18 protein-coding genes are annotated in these 19,115 nt (G+C 65.7%); 4 read left to right on the forward strand and 14 right to left on the reverse strand.

What is annotated here, in order from left to right; all coding sequences use genetic code 11:
• Window positions 1–2,652 (forward strand): excinuclease ABC subunit UvrA, encoded by a 2,652-nt coding sequence (locus AC1RKI_RS16805; RefSeq protein WP_020924950.1) that lies wholly within the window; start codon window positions 1–3, stop codon window positions 2,650–2,652.
• Between the two features lie 80 nt (window positions 2,653–2,732).
• Here AC1RKI_RS16805 and mobH read toward each other — a convergent pair whose 3' ends face one another.
• Window positions 2,733–4,577: a MobH family relaxase gene (gene mobH, locus AC1RKI_RS16810; protein WP_009876620.1), complete on the reverse strand. Its 1,845-nt coding sequence runs from the start codon at window positions 4,575–4,577 to the stop codon at window positions 2,733–2,735.
• A 305-nt stretch (window positions 4,578–4,882) separates the two neighbouring features.
• On the opposite strand from mobH, the gene AC1RKI_RS16815 reads away from it, so the two are divergent.
• From AC1RKI_RS16815 to AC1RKI_RS16825, 3 genes are read left to right on the forward strand one after another with little or no spacing between them, the layout of a single operon-like run.
• The gene (locus AC1RKI_RS16815) at window positions 4,883–5,200 is read left to right on the forward strand and encodes a type II toxin-antitoxin system PrlF family antitoxin (protein ID WP_009876619.1); all 318 of its coding nucleotides are present in this window, start codon (window positions 4,883–4,885) and stop codon (window positions 5,198–5,200) included.
• The gene (locus tag AC1RKI_RS16820) at window positions 5,200–5,658 is read left to right on the forward strand and encodes a type II toxin-antitoxin system YhaV family toxin (RefSeq protein ID WP_009876618.1); all 459 of its coding nucleotides are present in this window, start codon (window positions 5,200–5,202) and stop codon (window positions 5,656–5,658) included. Before AC1RKI_RS16815 ends, AC1RKI_RS16820 begins: the two co-directional genes overlap by 1 nt.
• A 27-nt stretch (window positions 5,659–5,685) precedes the next feature.
• On the forward strand, window positions 5,686–6,063 hold the full coding sequence (locus AC1RKI_RS16825) for a DUF3742 family protein (RefSeq protein WP_011871459.1): 378 nt from the start codon (window positions 5,686–5,688) through the stop codon (window positions 6,061–6,063).
• Between the two features lie 13 nt (window positions 6,064–6,076).
• On the opposite strand, the gene AC1RKI_RS16830 is transcribed toward AC1RKI_RS16825, so the two are convergent.
• From AC1RKI_RS16830 to AC1RKI_RS16890, 13 genes are all read right to left on the reverse strand, one after another.
• Window positions 6,077–7,594: a conjugal transfer protein TraG N-terminal domain-containing protein gene (locus AC1RKI_RS16830; protein ID WP_011871458.1), complete on the reverse strand. Its 1,518-nt coding sequence runs from the start codon at window positions 7,592–7,594 to the stop codon at window positions 6,077–6,079.
• 15 nt (window positions 7,595–7,609) lie between these two features.
• Window positions 7,610–7,969, reverse strand: a complete 360-nt coding sequence (locus AC1RKI_RS16835; protein ID WP_009876615.1) for a hypothetical protein — start codon at window positions 7,967–7,969, stop codon at window positions 7,610–7,612.
• Entirely contained in the window at window positions 7,966–9,303 is a 1,338-nt protein-coding gene (locus AC1RKI_RS16840; protein ID WP_009876614.1) for an integrating conjugative element protein, read from the reverse strand. The genes AC1RKI_RS16835 and AC1RKI_RS16840 overlap by 4 nt, the downstream gene beginning before the upstream one ends.
• 69 nt (window positions 9,304–9,372) lie before the next feature.
• The gene (locus AC1RKI_RS16845) at window positions 9,373–10,320 is read right to left on the reverse strand and encodes a TIGR03756 family integrating conjugative element protein (protein ID WP_009876613.1); all 948 of its coding nucleotides are present in this window, start codon (window positions 10,318–10,320) and stop codon (window positions 9,373–9,375) included.
• Window positions 10,317–10,763 (reverse strand): TIGR03757 family integrating conjugative element protein, encoded by a 447-nt coding sequence (locus AC1RKI_RS16850; protein WP_011871456.1) that lies wholly within the window; start codon window positions 10,761–10,763, stop codon window positions 10,317–10,319. Before AC1RKI_RS16850 ends, AC1RKI_RS16845 begins: the two co-directional genes overlap by 4 nt.
• A gap of 158 nt (window positions 10,764–10,921) precedes the next feature.
• Window positions 10,922–11,416, reverse strand: a complete 495-nt coding sequence (locus AC1RKI_RS16855) for a JAB domain-containing protein (protein WP_009876611.1) — start codon at window positions 11,414–11,416, stop codon at window positions 10,922–10,924.
• A 184-nt stretch (window positions 11,417–11,600) separates the two neighbouring features.
• The gene (locus AC1RKI_RS16860) at window positions 11,601–12,365 is read right to left on the reverse strand and encodes a DsbA family protein (RefSeq protein WP_011871455.1); all 765 of its coding nucleotides are present in this window, start codon (window positions 12,363–12,365) and stop codon (window positions 11,601–11,603) included.
• Between the two features lie 13 nt (window positions 12,366–12,378).
• Window positions 12,379–15,261 (reverse strand): conjugative transfer ATPase, encoded by a 2,883-nt coding sequence (locus AC1RKI_RS16865; RefSeq protein ID WP_009876609.1) that lies wholly within the window; start codon window positions 15,259–15,261, stop codon window positions 12,379–12,381.
• Window positions 15,261–15,701: a TIGR03751 family conjugal transfer lipoprotein gene (locus tag AC1RKI_RS16870; RefSeq protein WP_003158644.1), complete on the reverse strand. Its 441-nt coding sequence runs from the start codon at window positions 15,699–15,701 to the stop codon at window positions 15,261–15,263. Before AC1RKI_RS16870 ends, AC1RKI_RS16865 begins: the two co-directional genes overlap by 1 nt.
• Window positions 15,682–17,112, reverse strand: coding sequence for a TIGR03752 family integrating conjugative element protein (locus tag AC1RKI_RS16875; RefSeq protein WP_011871453.1), 1,431 nt, complete (start codon window positions 17,110–17,112; stop codon window positions 15,682–15,684). The genes AC1RKI_RS16870 and AC1RKI_RS16875 overlap by 20 nt, the downstream gene beginning before the upstream one ends.
• Window positions 17,102–18,019 (reverse strand): TIGR03749 family integrating conjugative element protein, encoded by a 918-nt coding sequence (locus AC1RKI_RS16880; RefSeq protein WP_009876606.1) that lies wholly within the window; start codon window positions 18,017–18,019, stop codon window positions 17,102–17,104. The genes AC1RKI_RS16875 and AC1RKI_RS16880 overlap by 11 nt, the downstream gene beginning before the upstream one ends.
• Window positions 18,016–18,705: a PFL_4703 family integrating conjugative element protein gene (locus tag AC1RKI_RS16885; RefSeq protein ID WP_009876605.1), complete on the reverse strand. Its 690-nt coding sequence runs from the start codon at window positions 18,703–18,705 to the stop codon at window positions 18,016–18,018. Before AC1RKI_RS16885 ends, AC1RKI_RS16880 begins: the two co-directional genes overlap by 4 nt.
• On the reverse strand, window positions 18,702–19,112 hold the full coding sequence (locus AC1RKI_RS16890; protein WP_003158639.1) for a TIGR03750 family conjugal transfer protein: 411 nt from the start codon (window positions 19,110–19,112) through the stop codon (window positions 18,702–18,704). Before AC1RKI_RS16890 ends, AC1RKI_RS16885 begins: the two co-directional genes overlap by 4 nt.
• Window positions 19,113–19,115: the final 3 nt, after the last annotated feature.

Genomic DNA, 19,115 nt, shown 5'->3' on the forward strand with positions numbered 1-19,115 from the left:
TTGCCAAACAATTCTTTCGGTGAATCCTCTTGTACCGCTGCGGCCAGCGGCATGGTGGAAGTGCGCGGTGCGCGCGAGAACAACCTCAAGGAGGTGGACGTCTCCATCCCGCGTAACGCGCTGGTGGTGTTCTCGGGTGTCTCCGGCTCCGGCAAGTCCTCGCTGGCCTTCGGCACCATCTATGCCGAGGCCCAGCGACGCTACTTCGAGTCGGTGGCCCCCTATGCGCGGCGACTGATCGAGCAGGCCGGCGTGCCGGACGTCGATGCGATCGACGGCCTGCCGCCGGCGGTGGCGCTGCAGCAGCAGCGGGGCTCCAGCAACGCGCGTTCCTCCGTGGGCAGTGTGACCACCTTGTCCAGCCTGGTGCGGATGATGTATTCGCGCGCCGGCGCCTATCCGGCCAACCAGCCGATGCTGTACGCCGAGGATTTTTCGCCCAACACGCCGCAGGGAGCGTGCCCGACCTGCTACGGCCTGGGCCATGTGTACGAGGTGACCGAGGCCATCATGGTGCCCGATCCCTCCCTGAGCATCCGCGAGCGGGCGATCGCCTCCTGGCCCCCCGCCTGGCAAGGCCAGAACCTGCGCGACATCCTGGTCAGCATGGGCTACGACGTTGACCGACCGTGGAAGGACCTGCCGAAGAAGGATCGCGACTGGATTCTGTTCACCGAGGAAACACCGACGGTGCCGGTGTACGCCGGCTTCACGCCCGCCGAAACCCGCGCCGCGCTCAAGCGCAAGATGGAGCCGAGCTACATGGGCACCTTCACCGGCGCCAGGCGCTACGTGCTGCACACCTTTGCCAACACCCAGAGCGCGTTGATGAGAAAGCGCGTGTCCCGGTTCATGGAGGGCAAACCGTGCCCCACCTGCCACGGCAAGCGGCTCAAGCCCGAGGCGCTGTCGGTCACCTTCGCCGGCGTGGACATCGGCGCGTTCATGCAGATGCCGCTGGACCAGTTGGCGGCCTTGCTCGAACCCATCGCCCAGGGCGATTTCCGCGCCCATGCAGCGGGGGCGGCTACGGACAAGGAAGCGACCCGACGCGACCGTGCCGAACGCGCGGCCTCCGGCCGCGCCGTCCATGCGGTATCGCCCGACGTGCGCCGCACCTCGGCGCTATCGGAAGAAAAGCGCCTCGCCGCGCAGCGCCTGGCCGGTGGCGTGATGGCACGCCTGCGCCAACTGCGTGGGCTGGGCCTGGGCTACCTGACGCTGGACCGGGCCACGCCGACGCTTTCGGCCGGCGAGTTGCAGCGCCTGCGGCTGGCCACGCAATTGAGTTCCCTGCTGTTCGGTGTCGTGTACGTGCTCGACGAGCCCTCCGCGGGCCTGCACCCCTCCGATAGCCAGGCCCTGTACGACGCGCTCGACCGGCTGCGCGACGCCGGCAACTCGGTGTTCGTGGTGGAGCACGACTTGGACCTGATGCGCCGCGCGCAATGGCTGGTGGATGTCGGGCCGGATGCTGGGGAGCGTGGCGGCCGCGTGCTCTACAGCGGCGAGCCGGATGGCCTGCGCAAGATTGCCGAATCGCGTACTGCACGCTACCTGTTCGATGAGATCCCCGCGCCGGGAAGCCGGGCACGCGAAGCGACCGGCTGGCTGGAGCTGCAGGACATTCACCGCCACAACCTGCATGGCGTGAATGCGCGCATTCCGCTGGGCGTGCTGACGGCCGTCACCGGCATCTCCGGCTCGGGCAAGTCCAGCCTCGTCGCGCAGGCCCTGCCGGAGCTGGTGCTGCTGCACCTGGGCCACGAGCCGGAAGACGATGTAGCCGAAAGCGCCACCAGCGAAGGGCCGGCAGTGATCGAAGCGACCGGCGGCCATCTGGCGGGCGACGTGGACGCCGTACAGCGTCTGGTGCAGGTGGACCAGAAACCGATCGGGCGCACGCCGCGGTCGAACCTGGCCACCTACACGGGCCTGTTCGACCATGTGCGCAAGCTGTTCGCTGCCACGCCCGATGCTCGACGCCGCCGCTATGATGCCGGACGGTTCTCGTTCAACGTCGCCAAGGGGCGCTGCGAGACTTGCGAGGGCGAGGGTTTCGTTAGCGTGGAACTGCTGTTCATGCCCAGCGTGTACGCGCCGTGCCCGACCTGCCATGGCGCGCGCTACAACGAGGCCACGCTGAAGGTGCAGTGGAACGGGCGCAACATCGCCGAGGTGCTGCAGATGACCGTGGACGAGGCCAGCGAATTCTTCGCGGGTGAAGACGCGGTGGCAAGGCCCCTGCAACTGCTGCGCGACATCGGACTGGGCTATCTGCGCCTGGGACAACCAGCCACTGAGCTTTCCGGTGGCGAGGCGCAGCGCATCAAGCTGGCGACCGAGCTTCAGCGCAGCCAGCGCGGCCGAAGCCTGTACGTGCTCGACGAGCCGACTACCGGGCTGCATGCGTCGGACGCCGACCGGCTGCTGGTGCAGTTGCAGCGCCTGGTCGATGCCGGCAATACCGTAGTGATGATCGAACACGATATGCGCGCGGTGGCCCAGGCCGATTGGGTGATCGACGTGGGGCCTGGTGCAGGCGCTGCCGGCGGCAGCATCGTGGTGGCGGGCTCCCCTCAGCAGGTGGCCCGAACGTCTGGCAGCAGAACCGCTCCGTTCCTTGCACAGGAGTTGGCGCGGGCCGAGTAGCTCAGTTCGCCAAATGTTGCCAATTTTCGCGGGGCATTGATCGTCGCCACACGACGGTGGCGATCAATGCCCGAATCGCGTCATCCTTCCTGAGTCAGAGCAAGATAGGGATTGTTGGGCGGTATTTCGGCGAGTGCCAAGGACCCATCTTCGAGGAGGTAGCCATGCAGTCGGCGGGACTTCCTCGGGCCCGTGACTTCACAGGTCCAAATGTTCAGGCCATTGGGCTGCTTTCGATGTAGCTGCAGCTTCTCGAAGCGCTTCTGCACCCACTGCCAATCCTGTTGATTCTCCTGCTTGGCGAGTGCGGCCACTTCGGGATGCTCCTGCGCATAGCGTTGGAACACACCCGGGCTGACCAGGTAGGCCGTCTCATTCACCGTATGCACGAGTGCCTTCGCGTCGTTGATGATGAGCCGTCGTGAGGCGATTCCCTGCTTCAGCCAAACCATGAACTGTTCCCCGGATGGCTTCGTTGCCGATGACCCAGGCGTAGGCGCGGGTGCAGGTGCAGGCGATGGAATGGACGTCGCGGCTGTTGCTGGCGCGGGGGTGTGGAGGAACTCCTCGGCATCCTGGCCAACGCCGGCCGACTCACCCAAGCCCACCATCGCGAGCAAATCCTCCATGACGTCGGGCACGGGCTGGGCTGCGGGCGGTGAAACGATGGTGGTGCTGTCGCCCTCCCAAATCGGAGGCTCTTGACCTCCCTGCGCTGGGTTCACCGAGACGGTAGGCGCGGGAGCCGACATGCAGGCGTCGTTTTCCGCGGGCGTCGCGTCGATCTCTACCGTGCCCGCGAAAGGTGCTGGTCGCTCGCCAGACTCCCAGATCAGCGCGGGAGCGAGACGCAACAGGGTGAACGAATGGGACCAGCCGGTCGTGCTGGTCACGGTCGCGCGCCAGACCGCTTTGCCGTCCGAGGTGGGCTGGAGCATGCCGTGGTCTTGCAGCACGTTGAACACGGCGGTGTTGTTCGCAGGAATGCCATCGATCCCCTGAGACAGGAGGTGTGCGCGCAGTTTGTCCGAAACCGTCTTGCTCACCAGCCACAAACCATCCTCGGTGAGCCAGCCATCGGAGGCTTCCGGCTGGTTCAGCTTCAACTCTTCCTTGAGCAGATAACGCAGCCCGTCGAGCAGCTTGCGTTGCAGTGCGTGCTTGGGTGCTGCCATGACGCGGGCCGGATCACCACCCAGCTCCTGAGCCACAGAAGCGCGATCAGCCTGCACGACAAGCTCGCCCAGGACCCCGGCATGCTCGTACTGTCCGGCCAAGACGTAGAGCAGCGGGGCCCATAGCGCCGGGTAGCCACTGAGCCAGTCCAAGACGTGCCGATCGAGCAGTTGGCGGTAGAGCAGACCTGTTGCAGCACTATGCAAGCGGTATTCACGATCCTCACGATAGCGGAAGCGGTACGGCTGGAGCAGCGGCCCGTGCCAGGGATGCCAGGTGTTGCCGTCGGCGAGTTCGACGTGCAGATCGACAGCGATCTTGCCGATGTCGTGCAGTAGTGCCGCGTAGGCGACGGCGGCGGTCCAGGCCTCGGACTGCGCCGCCTGGTCCTCGGGGCTGGCACCGATGGGCAGCAGATGGGACTGGCGCAGCTTCAGGCTGTAGGCGACGATTTCCAGGCCGTGGTCGAGCATGCCGCCCGGGTAAGCGTGATGGTGGCTTTCGGAAGCGGGAAATTGCTGGACCAGCTCGGCATATCGTTCCAGCGGCGTGCGGTACAGGGTGACGAACTGCTTGCGCGAGAGGGAGGTGCGCTGCCAGATGTATTCCAGCAGCTTCTGCCGGCGCGGCGTGGCCAGCAGCGATGCGGCCGACTCGGGCCGCAGCAGCCCTTTCGGGAGATCGAGGGCGGGCGCTGGCGACGGAGCGGCAGCGACCGGAGGTCGTTTCCGCTGGAACAGAAAGAGCATGCGGGTGTCCTGGTGGTGGGCCGAGCGGGGGGCCTTTTCGCCTTTTCGAGGTAGGGCCTTTCCCCTTGCACCCCATTCCCTTGCCCTTTCGGCCCTTTAGCCTTTAACCATTTGGGTATAGGGCGTGGGGCATTGACCGTCCACGGCCAATGCGAGGTTCGGCGGGCCGGATTGATGCGTGAAGGCTTGGTGTTCCCGCCCTACGATGGGCCGATTCTTGGACTCGGGAGGACGCCATGAGACCCCATATTGACATGGTAAGGAATATTCCTTACCATCAGGGCATCGCTATTAGGAGAACGGCCATGCCTGCCATTCATGAAGTTGCCACGCTGACCTCCAAAGGCCAGATCACGCTGCCCAAGCCCATCCGGCAGGCGCTCGGTGTCGATGCCGGCGGCAAGGTTGCGTTCGACCTGCGTGACGGAGAAGTCGTCGTGACCCGTGCCGACGCCGAGCACGAGGACCCCGCCATCGGTGCGTTCCTGAGTCTGCTGGCCCGCGACATCGAGGCGGGCCGGAACGTCCATGGTCTGCCCGAGGATCTAACTCGCGCCATGCTGGAGCAAGCGGGTCACGGCGTGAAGCTGGACGAGGAAATCGACGGCGAAGTGGAACTCTGATGCAACGGCATGGCTGGGCATTGCTGTTCCACGACTGTGTGATCGAGCAGTTGCAGAAGCTGCACGCAGCCGCACGGCGCGCGCAGGAGAACGACCCGGAGGGCTTCGAGTCCAACGCCAACGTCAAGCTCTTCCGGGCCTTGAACCAGTTGATATTAGATGTGGTGCCCGGTGATCCGGCACGCGACGAGTACCGCCAGGGCAACACCCTGGGGCTGGCCCACCGGCACTGGCGAAGGGCCAAGATCGGAAGGCGGTTCCGGTTGTTCTTCCGGTACGACTCGAAGGCCAAGGTCATCGTGTACGCCTGGGTCAATGATGAGCAGACCTTGCGGTCTTCGGGGAGCAAGTCAGATCCCTATGCCGTGTTCGAGAAAATGCTCGGACGTGGAAATCCACCAGACGATTGGAACGTATTGGTGCAGGCAAGCAAGCAGGATTGGAGCAAACTGGAATAGGCATTCCTCATGTAGCAGGAGACGACCATGAACACGACAACCCGCATCAGCACCGCAGAACGCCTCGGCCGCAGCGTTGGCCGTGGATGGCGCGCCTATGCGCGCGGCGAGCGAAGGTTGTCGTGTTGGCTCGCCTCCAAGGGGATGCCGCTTGCCGGGGCCACCGTGCTCGTATGGGTAGTGAAGCTGGTCGCGCTGGGATTGCTGTTCTACGCCGCGTTCTGGCTGGCGTTGGTGCTTCTGGTTGGGGTTGCCGCAGCATGGACGGCCAGCAATTCGACGGTCAATGATGATCGCTGGACGCAACCGGACGAACTGCGAAACGGCGAGGCAGGCTTTGGCCTGTATTCGTCCAGCGGTCAGCGGATCGACCCGCACGACCCGAACGATCCGTTCAACGACTGAAATGGGCGACCGATCAAAGCACCTTGCCGGTAACCTTGTTTACGCCTGATCCCGCGCTGTCGCGTGCTTCCTTGGAACCGACAGCCAGGTTCTGAGCGATTACCCCGGCTTTTACTCCGACCCACCCAAGCGCTGCCACCCAGAAAGTCGGCAGGACCAAGAACATCGTGCCGGTGACGAACATCAAAAGCATGTCGCCGAAGGCATTGTTCAGCCCCACCAGCGGGTCGAAGTTGGTATGCGGCCGGTTCCAGCCAAAGCCCCACCCGTAGAGCGCATCGAGGATGGTGCTGTCGATCCAGCGTGCGAGCTGAAACCAGAAGTCCGTGAAGAACAGCGCGAACTGGACGGTGCTGACGGTGACGACCATCTTCAGGTCATAGGTGCCCACGACCAGCACTAGCGGAATGCAGATCACGAGCGCCATCTTGAGCAGCGCGAGCACCATGGGCAGTGCTTGGCGCACTACGTCCATTGCCGGGAAGGCGGCGAGAGCCCCAACCGCCAAGCCAACATCGCTGGTGGCACGGTTGACGACATTGGGCAATGTCTTGTCGATCTGACCGCCGTAGTCCGTATAGACGCTGCCTTGGTTCAATTTCTGCTGCCGCGGTGACGCGATGGCGCGGATCACGGAGTCGTCCACCTCGGCCCGGCTCAGGAATCCAGCCCAGCCCGCCAGGCGATTCAGCAGGCTTGGGTCCACTTGCCCCAGCAGCCGCGCGCGCAGTCCGTTACTGCCGTCGGACCACCACTGCCTGCAGGTCGGGTAGCCGCCACCATTGGCAACCTGCGCAAGCCCAGCGTCGCGGGTGTCGTCATAGGGCCATGCCTCGCGCGCCGTGCTAGAGCGGTAGCTGTCGTAGTAACCGCCCGTGTCCGTGAAAAACCTCGAACCGATCCAGGTCACATCGTTCATCTGCGTTTCGTCCAGCTCCGGCCGCGCCATGAACAATTTGGCGCGAGCCGGTCCATAGCAATCGTGCGTGAAATCCGCCACTTCTTGGGCCAGCACCGGGTCGTCGATGCGTGTGGCATCGATCTCCATCCGCATCTGCCGCAGATCCGTGCCGCACGGGATCGCAGCCACCGAGGCGCTCGTGACGGCGCGCGAAAGCGCGTGCATGAAAGCCCACCAGACCGGAACCTTCGCCGACTGGTTGCTGATGGTGCTGAAGGACTGCGACCAGCCAGTTTGCGCGGGCTGCGGCACGCTGACCTGGCACTGCGCCGAGCGCGAGCTGTCGTACTGGATAGTGCTGAGGTCGACGTCGATGAACGGAATGCCGGCGAACATCACGACCACGATGGCCACAAATACTCGGTTCTCGATGCGCGCCGCCGAGAGCACGCCCTTGTTGCCTTCGTCGGCGCCCTCCGCTCTGGCCTTGAGCCATTCCTGGATGACGATCGCCACAAAGGGCAGCGCAAACACCCCGCTGGACACCAGCACGGCCCAGATGCCGTTGTTGACGATCCAGGACACGAGGGTGAGGTAGTACTCCAGGTAGTCGGTCGTGAAAAGCGTCATTGCCTCGATCTCCCCTCAAGCGGCCTGCATCAACAGGCTGGCTTCGAGCGCCACAATGGCAAGGACGCCGGCGACCTCTGCGCGGATCAGCCGACGTCGCGCCTGCGTGCTGTCTTCGCGGGCCAGCAGCCGACGGCGCATCCAGACCCATCCATAGGCCGTACCGCCGTACAGGCACAGTCGCCAGATGAAGAAATACCCTGCGGACGCCGCCAGCCACCGCTCCCAGGCCGCGACACTGCCGACCAGGTAGATGCCCGCGACGTTGGCCCCTACGGCGGCGGCCACGACCAGCACAAGCCATAGCAGGGTTTTCGCCGCGTGCCGGCTGAACAGCCAGCGTAGTGGACGCCAAGTCATGCGAGCCTCGCTCATGGCCGACCTCCCGGATTGCCCTTCTGGAGTTGGTCGAGACGGTCGGGCACCGGATCGCCCTCGTAGATGCCGCGCGAACCCGAAGCGCGCGTGCTATGGCGCTGAATGATGGCCATCGGCGAGTTGTTGGCCAGCTCGCGGCGCAGTTCCAGTTCCGTTTTGAGGTTCTGGATCTCGCGGTCGAGCGTATCGCTCTCCTTGTTCACGGCCTCCACCGCAAGCTCGTTGGCCGCGACGTTGGGCTCTTTCTTGCCCGTGAGCAGCGTGCGCTGTAGCAACAGCGCCTTCTCCAGCACGGAGGACAGCGCGACCTCGGACGCCAGGCGCTGCGACAGCAGGTGCTGGTCCGGCTCGTCACGCAGCGCCTCGATCACGCCGCGGGTGATGGGCAGCGATGCACTGCCAGCCTCGCGCAGGTTCTCGGGCGTCGTGTTCTTCGCCTTGGACACCAGATCCTGGAGCGCCTGCAGCTTGGCGTCGTATTCTTCTTGGATCAACGGCGTCAGCCCTACGCCGGGCGTCGTCTCGGTCTTGGTGCAGGCATCGCAAGTGCGCTGTTCCTTCTCGCCGAGTACGCGCGTGGCCCACTCGACGGCGGCCTGCGGCGAGGTCCAGGTCTGGCACGAGAGACTGCTGCAACTGGTCGGTGCGATGGACGATGTATCGGTCACGCCGCGGCCGTTGACCAGGTTGTAGCCGGCGCGGGTGACATCGCCGACGACCTTGATCGCGGGCTGGCCGGAGCCTCCCGCGTTGCTGCCCCCGACCCACGGCACACCGTCATTGCCGCGGCGCGTCTCGGCCTGCTCGACGGCCGAGACCGCATCCGTGCTCGACACCGCATCGCGCAGCGCCAAGCCTTCTGCCATCTGGCTCCAGCCGAGCTGCCCGCCCGCCGTCTCGGCCATCCTCTCCGCCATGGCACGGCACGTCAGCTTGGAGCGGTCGAAATCGAGCCGTGCCTGCAACACGCCATTGGTGAGCAGGTTGTAGAGGCCGGGATCGGCCCGCTGAATGATCAGTGCCGGCAACGACGCCACCGCGCTGGTGGCGCTTTGGATCACCGATGACATGATTTGCTGGAAGCCGTTGGTGACGCCGTTGAGCTGATTCTTCAACGTGGTCTGGATGCTCATGTCACCGCAGATCAAGTTGCTGTTCCAGCCCACGCCGACCCCGAGAGAGCGCATGCCAGCCGCACGTCCCATCGACACGGCGTTTCCGCCGCCGATCGAGTACATGACGTCATCGCCGATGACACTGCCGCCGGTCTGGTAGCCCAGTTGGCTCCAGGCCACACCGCTCGTCAGCGCGAGCGCACCGGCCACCGCCATGACGATCCTCGTGCGACGTACCCGGCGGGAGAACGGATTGAATGCAGGACGGAACTTCATGGCACCACCTCAGAGGAAATCGACGCTGCCGAGAAACACCTGGCCCCGGCGTTCGCAGCACGCATAGGGCCGCCACAGCGCCCAGGCGTAATCGCCTTGCCGGGCCTGTGTCAGGGCGCCGCTGCGCGGGAAGACCGAGCAGGACGAGGACAGGACTGGCGTGAGTTCCTGCCACTTGCCCGTCGAGGCATCGCTCTCCATGAGCGCGCCAGCCGGCCAGTAGCCATCGCGGGAGTTGGCGAGCAGCGGCTGATAAACGTGGATCTGTCCCCGGCGCGTGACGACATCGCCTGCGCGCTGGGCCACCACTGCACTGGCCTTGTGGTCGTCGGTCTGGTGCAGGAAACCCCCGCGGGGATACACGTTGCCCCAGAGGTTCATCGTGGTGCGTGCACCGACCTCACGCATGCCGGGAATTAGCGCCTCCGGGTAGGCCATCTCGGGCACGTTGTAGCGCCAGGCCAGCGTGTCCAGGGTGCCGAGCAAGTACGGCATGAACGCCGTGCCCGCACCCTCGCAGAAGTAGCCCGAGGACGACACGAACTGGTTGAACACCTCGACGCCCGGGTGCCCGATGACGTCCGCGTTCTTGAACTTGGCGAGGTTGTTTTCGTGGTCCTCGTTCGTCGTTCCGTCCCCGCCGGTTTGGGCGGATGGGTTGGGCGTGCTCATCGGCCGGACTTCGATCCAGGGGTTTTCGCCGGTGTTGCTGTAGCTGGAGACGATCGCATCGGGGATGTAGTGGCGGACCTTGATGGACGTGCGTACCGTACAGCCCGTCCAGGTGCAGTAGAGCCAGTAGCAGATCCCGACGACGCGGTATTCGAGGCAGTCTGGCGATGCCACCGAGCCGACGATGGTTGCGGTGTTGAGCGCGTAGCTGCCCGTGGCGCTGAGCAGCAGAACGGACGCCACGCCAGCACGCAGGCGGCGCATCAGGTCGAATGGGCGGGTCACGGCTGGGCCCTCCAGTGCTGCTCGATGCGAGCGACTGCGCGGGCCACATCCGGTTCGCCATAGACGACGTAGCGTTGATCCACCACGACGGCCGGGATGCTGGTGATGCCCAGGCTCCACGCGTCGGTGACGCCCTGGTAGGCGGAAGCGATGCGGCGTTGGAGATCGGTGCCGCCGCTGTTCAGTCGGCGCTTGACGATGGCGGTCGCCTGCTCGGGTTCGGCGGGCAGTTCCGCAGAAAGCTCCGCTTCGATCCGGTGCGCTTCGTCCAGCTCGATCAGCCGCTCGCCGCCCATGGTCTTGACCGGATGGCGGCTGTCGGTGATGACCAGCACATCGGCAGCGAATGTGGCCGGACTAAAGACACCCAAGGACACCGGCAGTGCAACGGCCAGGCCAAGGGCTCGCCAGCTTGGCGCGAACCTGGGAAAAGATGCTGGCATGACACGTGCCCCGGAAGTTGATCAGGGCCATAGTCAAACGCCGAATCCGGTGCAGCCCCCACAAACAATGCGCATCGCGGACACCCCGCATACCTGCTTGCTTCGGGGCAAGGAAGAAACGGAGGCCGAAGCCCCCGTTGTGATCAATGAACGATGCGCTACAGCAAGCTGTGCTCCGCGAAGGAGTACGGAATCCCCTGGCCAACGATGATGTGATCCAGTACCCGAACATCGATCAGCGCCAGCGCTGCCTGCAGTTGCTGGGTCAGCGCACGATCGGCGCTCGACGGCTCAGTGACACCCGAGGGGTGCTGGTGCGCGAAGACCACTGCGGCGGCTTTCAGCTCCAATACACGCTGCACGACGACACGGGGATAGACCGCAGTCGAATTGATCGTGCCCCTGAACATCGGCTCGTAGGCCAACACTTGGTGCATGCTGTCCAGGAAAACGATTGCGAATACCTCGTTGGGCTCAGCGACCAGTTTTAGACGCAGGTAGTCCCGCACGGCGGCCGGTCGGCTGAGGCACGGTCCGACTTTGAAGATCCGTCTCTCCAGCAGCGCGATAGCCTGCTGGATGATCCAGTCCTCACGCTGGGCTGCGACAGCGGAAAGCGACTCCACGCAGGAGTCATTGACGACGAGAGACATGGCGAACCTCCGGATGATGAGATCAGAGGGCGCACGCCCTGGGAGGGCAAGCCCTCCTGGGGATGAGAACAACGGAACAAGGTGCATCCACCACCACGCAGAGGTGATTGTTCGCGGCCAGGATGCGGAGCGAACGGGGAGCGGTCAGCGCAGAAGACTGCGCCGTAGCCTCAAGGACCGCGGGCTACCTGGGCATGTCGCCGACAACGTCGGCAGGCATTTCGGTGGCGGGTGTGGCGGGTGGTTCATCAGCGGACAGCATGTCCATGGCCGACAGCAAGGCATCGCCTTCGATCGGTCCCTGCAGCAGGATGGACTGACCCGTCTGGCGATCGAGCAGGCGCAGCGACGGCGTGGCCGTCACGCCGCTTTTCGTGGCTTCCGCGGCCTGGGCGCGGATGGCCGCGTCGACCCGCTCGCTTGCCATGCACTGCTCGACGGCCGGCGTCGATTCGGGGTAGCGCAGGCCATCGGGCAGTCCCAGGCCGTCGCTGCGCGTGTGGGCATAGACCCACTCGACGGCTCGCCAGAAGGCAGCATGCCCGCCGGCTTCGGCGACGCACTCGACCAGACGCGCCTCGGCCAACGCGGCCGGCTCGTGCGCAGCCAGCGGCTGGTGATGCCATTGCAGGGTCACGTCGGCGTTGCTGCCGACCCAGCGCTTGAGCTGCGGGAAGTACTCCCGGCAGAACGGACATTCCAGATCGGCATAGAGCGTCAGTGTGAAACGGCCCTCGGGGTTGCCCATTTTCCAGGGCGGCCCGGCCATCTGCGCCGTGCTAGCCGGCGTGGGCGACTGCGATGAGGATTCGCCGGGCGACCGGGACACGAGCCAGATCAGCAGCAGCGCGACCAGCGCAGCAGTCAAGGCCCAAGGCCAGCGGGGCCGCCTGTGGCGACGGCGGAACGCCTGGACTTGTATCGGAATGGAAGGACGCTTCTGCTCCATGGTGTTCTCCGGCTTACGACAGTTCCAAGGCCGGCGACTCGATGCCGCGTGCCTGGTCGATCTTCTCGGCGACCTTGAAAGCTGCTTCCAGCTCGGTGCAGCCGTATTGCTGCATGAGCTGGTAGCGCTCTGCCTTCTCTTCGGGTTCGGTTTGCGCGAGCGCGAGGTACAGGCTCGGCGGCACGGCGCGGAACAGCACTTCCATGCTCTTGGAGAGGATGACGCCCTCGGTGAATTTCCCCGCCTCTTTGCGCGCCGAAAGCATCAGCGCTTTCTGCGCGGGCGAGAGTTCGCGGAACCGGGCGATCTTCTCTACCTCGTCCGGCGGCATCGACAGGCAGATCCACCACTCGATCATGTTGAGCATGGGTTCCGCGGCGCGCGGCAGATCGTCGATATTCTGCGTCGCGAGCCAAAACCAGGCACCCAACTTGCGCCACATCTTCGTGATCTTCACGACGTAGGGCGCGAGCAGCGGGTTCTTGGTGATGATGTGCCCTTCATCGGTCACGTTGATGATCGGGCGGCCCAGGTACTGGTCGCGCTCGGCGATGTTGTTCACCGTGCTGATCAGGCTGATGTAGGCGATGGAAAGCTGCGCGTTGTAGCCTTCGCGGGCATAGGTCGCCAGATCGACCAGGGTGATGTCGGCCTCGGGCCACGGCGTGCCGTCGCGGTCGAACATTTCGCCATCGGTGCCTTGACAGAACATGTCCATGGCATCTGCCATCTCCAGCAGCCGCACGCGCCGCATCTCTGGCAGCGTTGGGTCCTGGCCGCGCTCGCGCAGCGCGTTGCGCACGTCGCGCGTGAGCACCGTGCGCTTCTCGGCCACGCAATGCTCGGCGGCGTCGAGGATGCACTGGCGGATGAGCGAGCGATCGGCCCGCGTCATCCGGGCCTCTTCTTTATCCTCGCCGCCGGTGATCATCAGCCGTGCGGTGATTTCCAACTCGCCGAGTACGTCGCGCTGCTCGTCCGCTTCCATGGCCGATGCATCGGGTGGCATGTCCTCGTCCAGCACATCGGCATCCAGCGTCTGCACGTCGCTCGGCGTTTCGATCAGCCGACGCGCGTCGGCGAACGGCGCCAGGCTGATGCCCGAGCCAGGGGCCAGCTTGACCCGGTTCACAGTCAGGCCCAGGCGCTTGGCGAAATCGCTGAACAAGCCGAAGCTGTTGCCGGCTTCCACGATGAAGAGGCGCGGCCGGTAGATGGCCGTGACCTGGTTCAAGAGGTTGTTGAGCGTTGCGCTTTTGCCGGAGCCGGTGGGGCCGAACAGGAACAGGTGCGCGTTCATCTGCCGATCCAGGCGGTTGAGCGGGTCAAAGGTGATCGGCCCGCCGCCTCGATTGAAGAACGTATTACCCGGATGGCCCGTGCCCTGGCTGCGGCCCCAGGCCGGTGAGAGGTTCGCCACGTGCTGGGCGAACATCAGTTGGGTGAACCAGTTCCGTCGATCCTGGCTCGGGTTGTAGCAGCACGGCAGCCAGCGCAGATAACTGTTCAAAGGCGCGACTTCATCGTCCTCGCGCACGGGCTGCAAACCGGCGTTAAGCATCACGTTCGCCAGATCAAGGCCGCGCCGGTCCAGTTCGGCTTCATCCCGGCCGCGCAAATAGAACGCCAGTGTTCCCCGGTACAGCTTGTGCGCGCTGCCGATCAGCGAGCGGGCCTCCTGCACATCCTTGAGCGTCTGTTCCGATGCCAGTGTTTCGCCGACTGCCTTCTTCGCCAGGTGGTTCAGGTGCGATTCGAGGATGTCCTGGGGGGTCGCCACCATGGTCAGACACATCGTCGTGTCCTCGGGCATCTGATCGAACAGCGTATTGATCGCATCGCCTTTGCGAGTTTCGCCAGTCAAATGCCCCGTGCCGGGCGGCATGCGCAGCCGGTCAGTGACCAGCACACGATGCGGCATGCCGTCGAAGTGCCAGGTGCCGTGCTCCGCGTCCGAACGTGGCTGGCTGAAGAAAAGCCGCTGGCTGAAATCCCGTCCGCTCGCCAGCTCGATCTCACCGTCTTCTGTCTCGTCGGGGTAGCGTGCCAGCGCATAGAAGCGTTCGCGGTCCTCGACCCCAGGGCCGAGCAGCGTGGGACGCGGGTTAAACCACCGCAGTAGCCAGTCATGGACGTCGGCCGCGACCATGCGCCGGGCCTGGATGCCGGCGTTCGCCAGCCCGCCACACAGGCGATCACAGACGATGTTCAGCATCTGCTCGGGCGTCTGGCCGCGGCGGCTCGCCTGCCCGGTGGCCCGGCGATAGACGACCATGCGCACGCGCCGCGTCTGGCCGCGCCAACGCAGCCGCGTGACCACCGTGTCCTCGAACAGCCCGCCCGGCTTCGCTACCGCGCGCAGGTGGTGTCCGAAGAAGCGAAGGTAGAACTCGGTGAAAGCCGTATTGCGGGCGCGCGGCTGCACGTAGTCGCGCAGGGTCTGCATGTACTGGTCGAAGCTGGGTTCGTCCTGGGCGTAGAGCTGGAGTACCCAGGGGTTCTCGTCCAGTTCATCGAACGAGTCCTGGAGCGCGTTCTCCAAGGCGTCGCGGGCATGCGCGAGCCAGCCGGGTTCCCGGCCCTCGGTGCCCAGCGGCACCAGCTCGTAGAATGCCGCGACCGATTGCCCGTCTTCCAGCAGCATGGACTTCGAATCGGGCAGGAACTCCACCCAGGGCAGGAATTCCGCGAACGACGGCGCGACGTCGTACAGCGCCTGCTCGTCGGCCACGGTCGCCGGCCTGCGGCCATGGACCGCCGTGCCGGGTTCTGGGATGCCGGCCTGGCGCAAGGCCTCGACGTGGCGTTGCCAGCCCTCCGGCCGCTCGTCATCGCCTGCGCCGGATGCGGCCAGCTTCGGCGCGGCCGACTTGTGCCAGGGGAGTTTCCAGCGCATCAGTAGTCCTCCACGCGCTCGCCCGGCATGGCGTACTGCACGCGCTGGTACAAGGGAAAAACCGTCGTATAGCCCGGCACGGGCACCGGGTCCGTGCCTGCCAGGTGCGGGTACACGTACATCACCAGGTCGGGATTCGGCAGGCGCTGGAACTGGCGATAGACCTCGTTGCGCGCTGTGCGCGTGTAGCGCATCTGCTCGGCGGGCGCGGCCTGTACATCCATCTCGGTCAGCGGCCGGCGCAGGCTCTGGCGCGCGTCGAGCAATTGCCTGCGTGCCACCTGGCCGGCGCCACCGCCGCCGTCACCGGCGTTCTGCTGCCAGATGTCCATCATCGTGCTGTCGCCGTGGGGCAGCAGCTTTTCCTTGCTGGTGGCGCAGCCGCCGAGCACCGCGACGGCAAGGGCCAGCGCCAGGCCCTTATTCAAGTTCGAGAGCATGGCTTTCTCCTGCACGGTGATCGACCTTGCGACCTTCGGGATCGAAATCGATGGCGAGCGGCTTTTCGAGGTGGACGGCGACCTTTGCGCCGGGTTGGACATAGACGGCGGCGAAGGCCTGGCCGTACAACTTGTTCACCCAATCGGCCATGTCGCGCACGCCACCGGCCAGGATGCGACCTACGGCCTCGTTGCTGGAAATGCCGACGCTGCCGATGGAACCGTCTGCGCCCACGTAGGACATCTGACCGCTGTCGCTGTCGATGAGCGAGGCCACGCCAGCACCCGCCGCGGTGATCAGCGCCTGCGAACCGAGGTACTGCTGGGCGTTGCTGCGCCGCTCTCCGCTGACGCAGGGAATGCCATAGGGATCGCTGATCCAGCCCAGGCCCCCACTTTGAGAGTTCTGCTGCTGGTTGTTCTGCTGGTTGCCGTCGCGGTCTTCGGGAATCGTCCGAATGGTCCCGTCATGGAACACAAAGGTGATGCTGCGCACCTGGCCGCGCACGCAAGAGAGCGTCCAGTCGCCCGAGGCCGTGCCGGAAAACACGGCGCCCGCCACGTCGGGAATGTCGATACCGTTTGCCGTGAGATTGTCGGGACCGACCAGGACTTTGAACGGATACGGATCGTTGACCGTACCGTCGATCGGCACGCGGCCGATCAGCGCCGTCATTGCCACCGATCCCATCAGCGTCGAGTTGGTCGGCACCGTATAGACCGGCTTGGCGCTCTTGACGCCTGCGGCGCGGGCGCCCGCGTTCGCCACGGTTTGTGCCGTGGTTTCCAGCGTGCTCTGCGCGGGGCCGAAGCTCGTCGGAAAGCTCATGCCGCCACCCGTGCCGCGACTGCCGTTACGCCCATCAGCGGGCTTCGCGTCGTCCGGCTCGACCCAGCGCACGCCGCCTTCCATGCCTGCCTCGTCGCCGTTACGCAGCCCCAGGCCCACGGGTAGATCGGCGTGGCCGCCGCCGCGCCCGCCGATGCCTTCCAGGCGCCGCTGCAGGTCGGCGAGCAGTCCCTCGGTCTGCTGGCGTTCGCTGGCTGCCTGCTGCTGGTCGCGGCGCAGGTTGGAGCGCTCGGTCTCCAGCGCCGAATTGATGCGCTGGTCGATCGAGTTCTCGCGTTGGCGCAGGCGCTGGTTCTCTTCGCGCTGGGACTTGTTGTCGGACAGCGCCGTCTGCAGTTCGGTGCGCAACTGCTTCACTTGCGCCACGAGCGTCGCCACGGTATCGCGGGGGGTATCGCCCTCGATGCCCAGCGCCTTCATCTCCTCCGGCGTGAGCTTGGCGCCGGCATCCGCAGCGGGCGGCGCCGACGAGCCTCCACCCGAAAACAGCCGGATGGCGACGAACAGCACCAGCAGGGCCACGGGGATCATTAACCACTTCAGGAGTCCGTTACTGCGCATGGCGGGCCTCCTTGTCGTCGGTGGCCTCGGCTTCGGGCTGCGGCAGATGCACGGCTGGGTCGAAGCGGTTGATCGCCGGCAGCAGCGATTGCGCGAGGCCGTGCCCCCGCGTCACCAAGTACAGGACGGTCGTGTCCTCTGGCGTCCCGCGCGGGCCGAGTGCTTCGTGCTGGAAGGTGGCGGTGAGGAAATCGCCCTGCAACACGCGCGGGTCCAGGGTGATCCAGCCGCCGCTGCTATTGGTGAGGCGCACGGCTGTGACCCACTGGTCTTCCAGACGCCACGAGGCGAGCGCAACTGCGCGCACCGGCAGCGTCGGCACCAGCGTGCCGAGGTCGAGATCGCGGCGCAGGTTCACCCGCATGACGCCCGGCAGCGGCTCCACGGTGCGCAGCGGTGCGTAGAGGTTCTGCGCGGCGAAGCGCGTCAGCACGACCGGAACCGGGGTTTCACGCCGCGCTGCCCGCGCGCCTGCCTGGTCCTGGGCGCGCGCCGGGGCGTCGTCTGCTCCGTCGGCTTGATCGCCATAGCGCGTCGGGGCGCTGTCGCCCTCGACGATGCGCACCGGCTCCAACTCGGCTTCGCCGTCCTTGGCCGGCTCGGCCGCGATATCGAGCAGAATCAGCGCGCCCGTGTCGGCATCCTGCAATTGCAGCCGTGTGGGCTCGATCGGCTCGCTCGCGCGCAGGTACACCGCGCCGCCCGCACTCTGCACCCGCAAGCGCTCGCCGACGCCCGCGGGCACGCCCACGCGGACGTTCCGGTTGATAAACACGACGCGCTCCTGCCCGACACGCAGGGGCACGGCCAGGGGCATGCGTTCCCAGCGAAGGATCTCCACGGCCTGGGCAAAAGGAGCCGAGGCGACGGCCAGCAGCCCCAGCAGTGCGAGTACAAGGTGCTTCATGGGGTTTCTCCTTGAGGCGCTTGCGGAGACAGGCCGCCAGGTGCCGGGCGCGACGGCTCCGGTGTGCTGATGCGCTGGGGCGCACCCTCGTAGCAGTCGAGCGCCAGGCCAAACGGATTGCGAGCGGGATCGATGTCCACCCGCGTGACTTTCACGGGGTAGCGCACCAAAGCCCGCTTGACTTGTTCCGCCCCGTAGTACTCGTCTGCGGTGATGTCCAGCGTCACCACCCAGTCGCGGTCGGACACCACGCGCACGCGCGCCGTGGGGTCGTCACCGTAGCCGCGACCGGGGATTTCGTAGATGCCGCGCACGCGCTGACGCAGCTCGCCCGTGGAGCGGCGATAGTCGTAGTCCGCCCGCAGGAAGGCCTGGCAGGATGGGGTGAGGTACGGCGAGAGCGTGTGGAGATTACGCGCATAGTCCTCTTCGCCATTCGTCGGCCAGCGGTTGAGGGTCTGAAACACGTAGAACGTGAACGCATAGACCGATTCGGGCGGCACTTCCCACCACTTGCGGGTACTGCCGGAGCGCAGATCAGGCGGGACGTGGATGGTCAGGTCGCGCGGAGCGCTCCACCAGCCGCCGCCCATGACCAGGGCGACGATGACCAGCGCGCCAGCACCCAGGCGAAGCGTCTTGATGTGCGCCTGCAGATGGGTGATCTCGTTCTTGAAGCGGCTCATCGTGCCCCCCTTGCAGCAGACCTTCGGGTGGTCCAGAAGCCGGAGCGTGAGATCAGCACATGGCCGCCCACCCAGCCCGCCACCAGCGGATAGCGCGTGGCGATGCGCCACTGGAGTTGCCGATACAGCCAGGTGTCGGGACGCCCACGCTTGAGGCGACGCAGGATGCCGCCCCCGATGAACACGCCGAAGGCCACGCCCAGCACGACGAACGTGGGCGCGAGCGCGATCGTGCGGAACACCCAGGACAGCGGCGCACCGACCAGCAGGCCGGCGGCGCCGGACAGGCCGCAGCAGATCCACAGCTCGTCGGCGGTGAGGCCGCGCACGACAACGGGATGGCGGTTGAGCCGGTGCGGAAGGAACGTGACCGTCCCGTCAGCACGGACGTGCTGCTGCTCGGACATACC

Source organism: Cupriavidus sp. GW822-FHT06G04 (assembly GCF_058799075.1).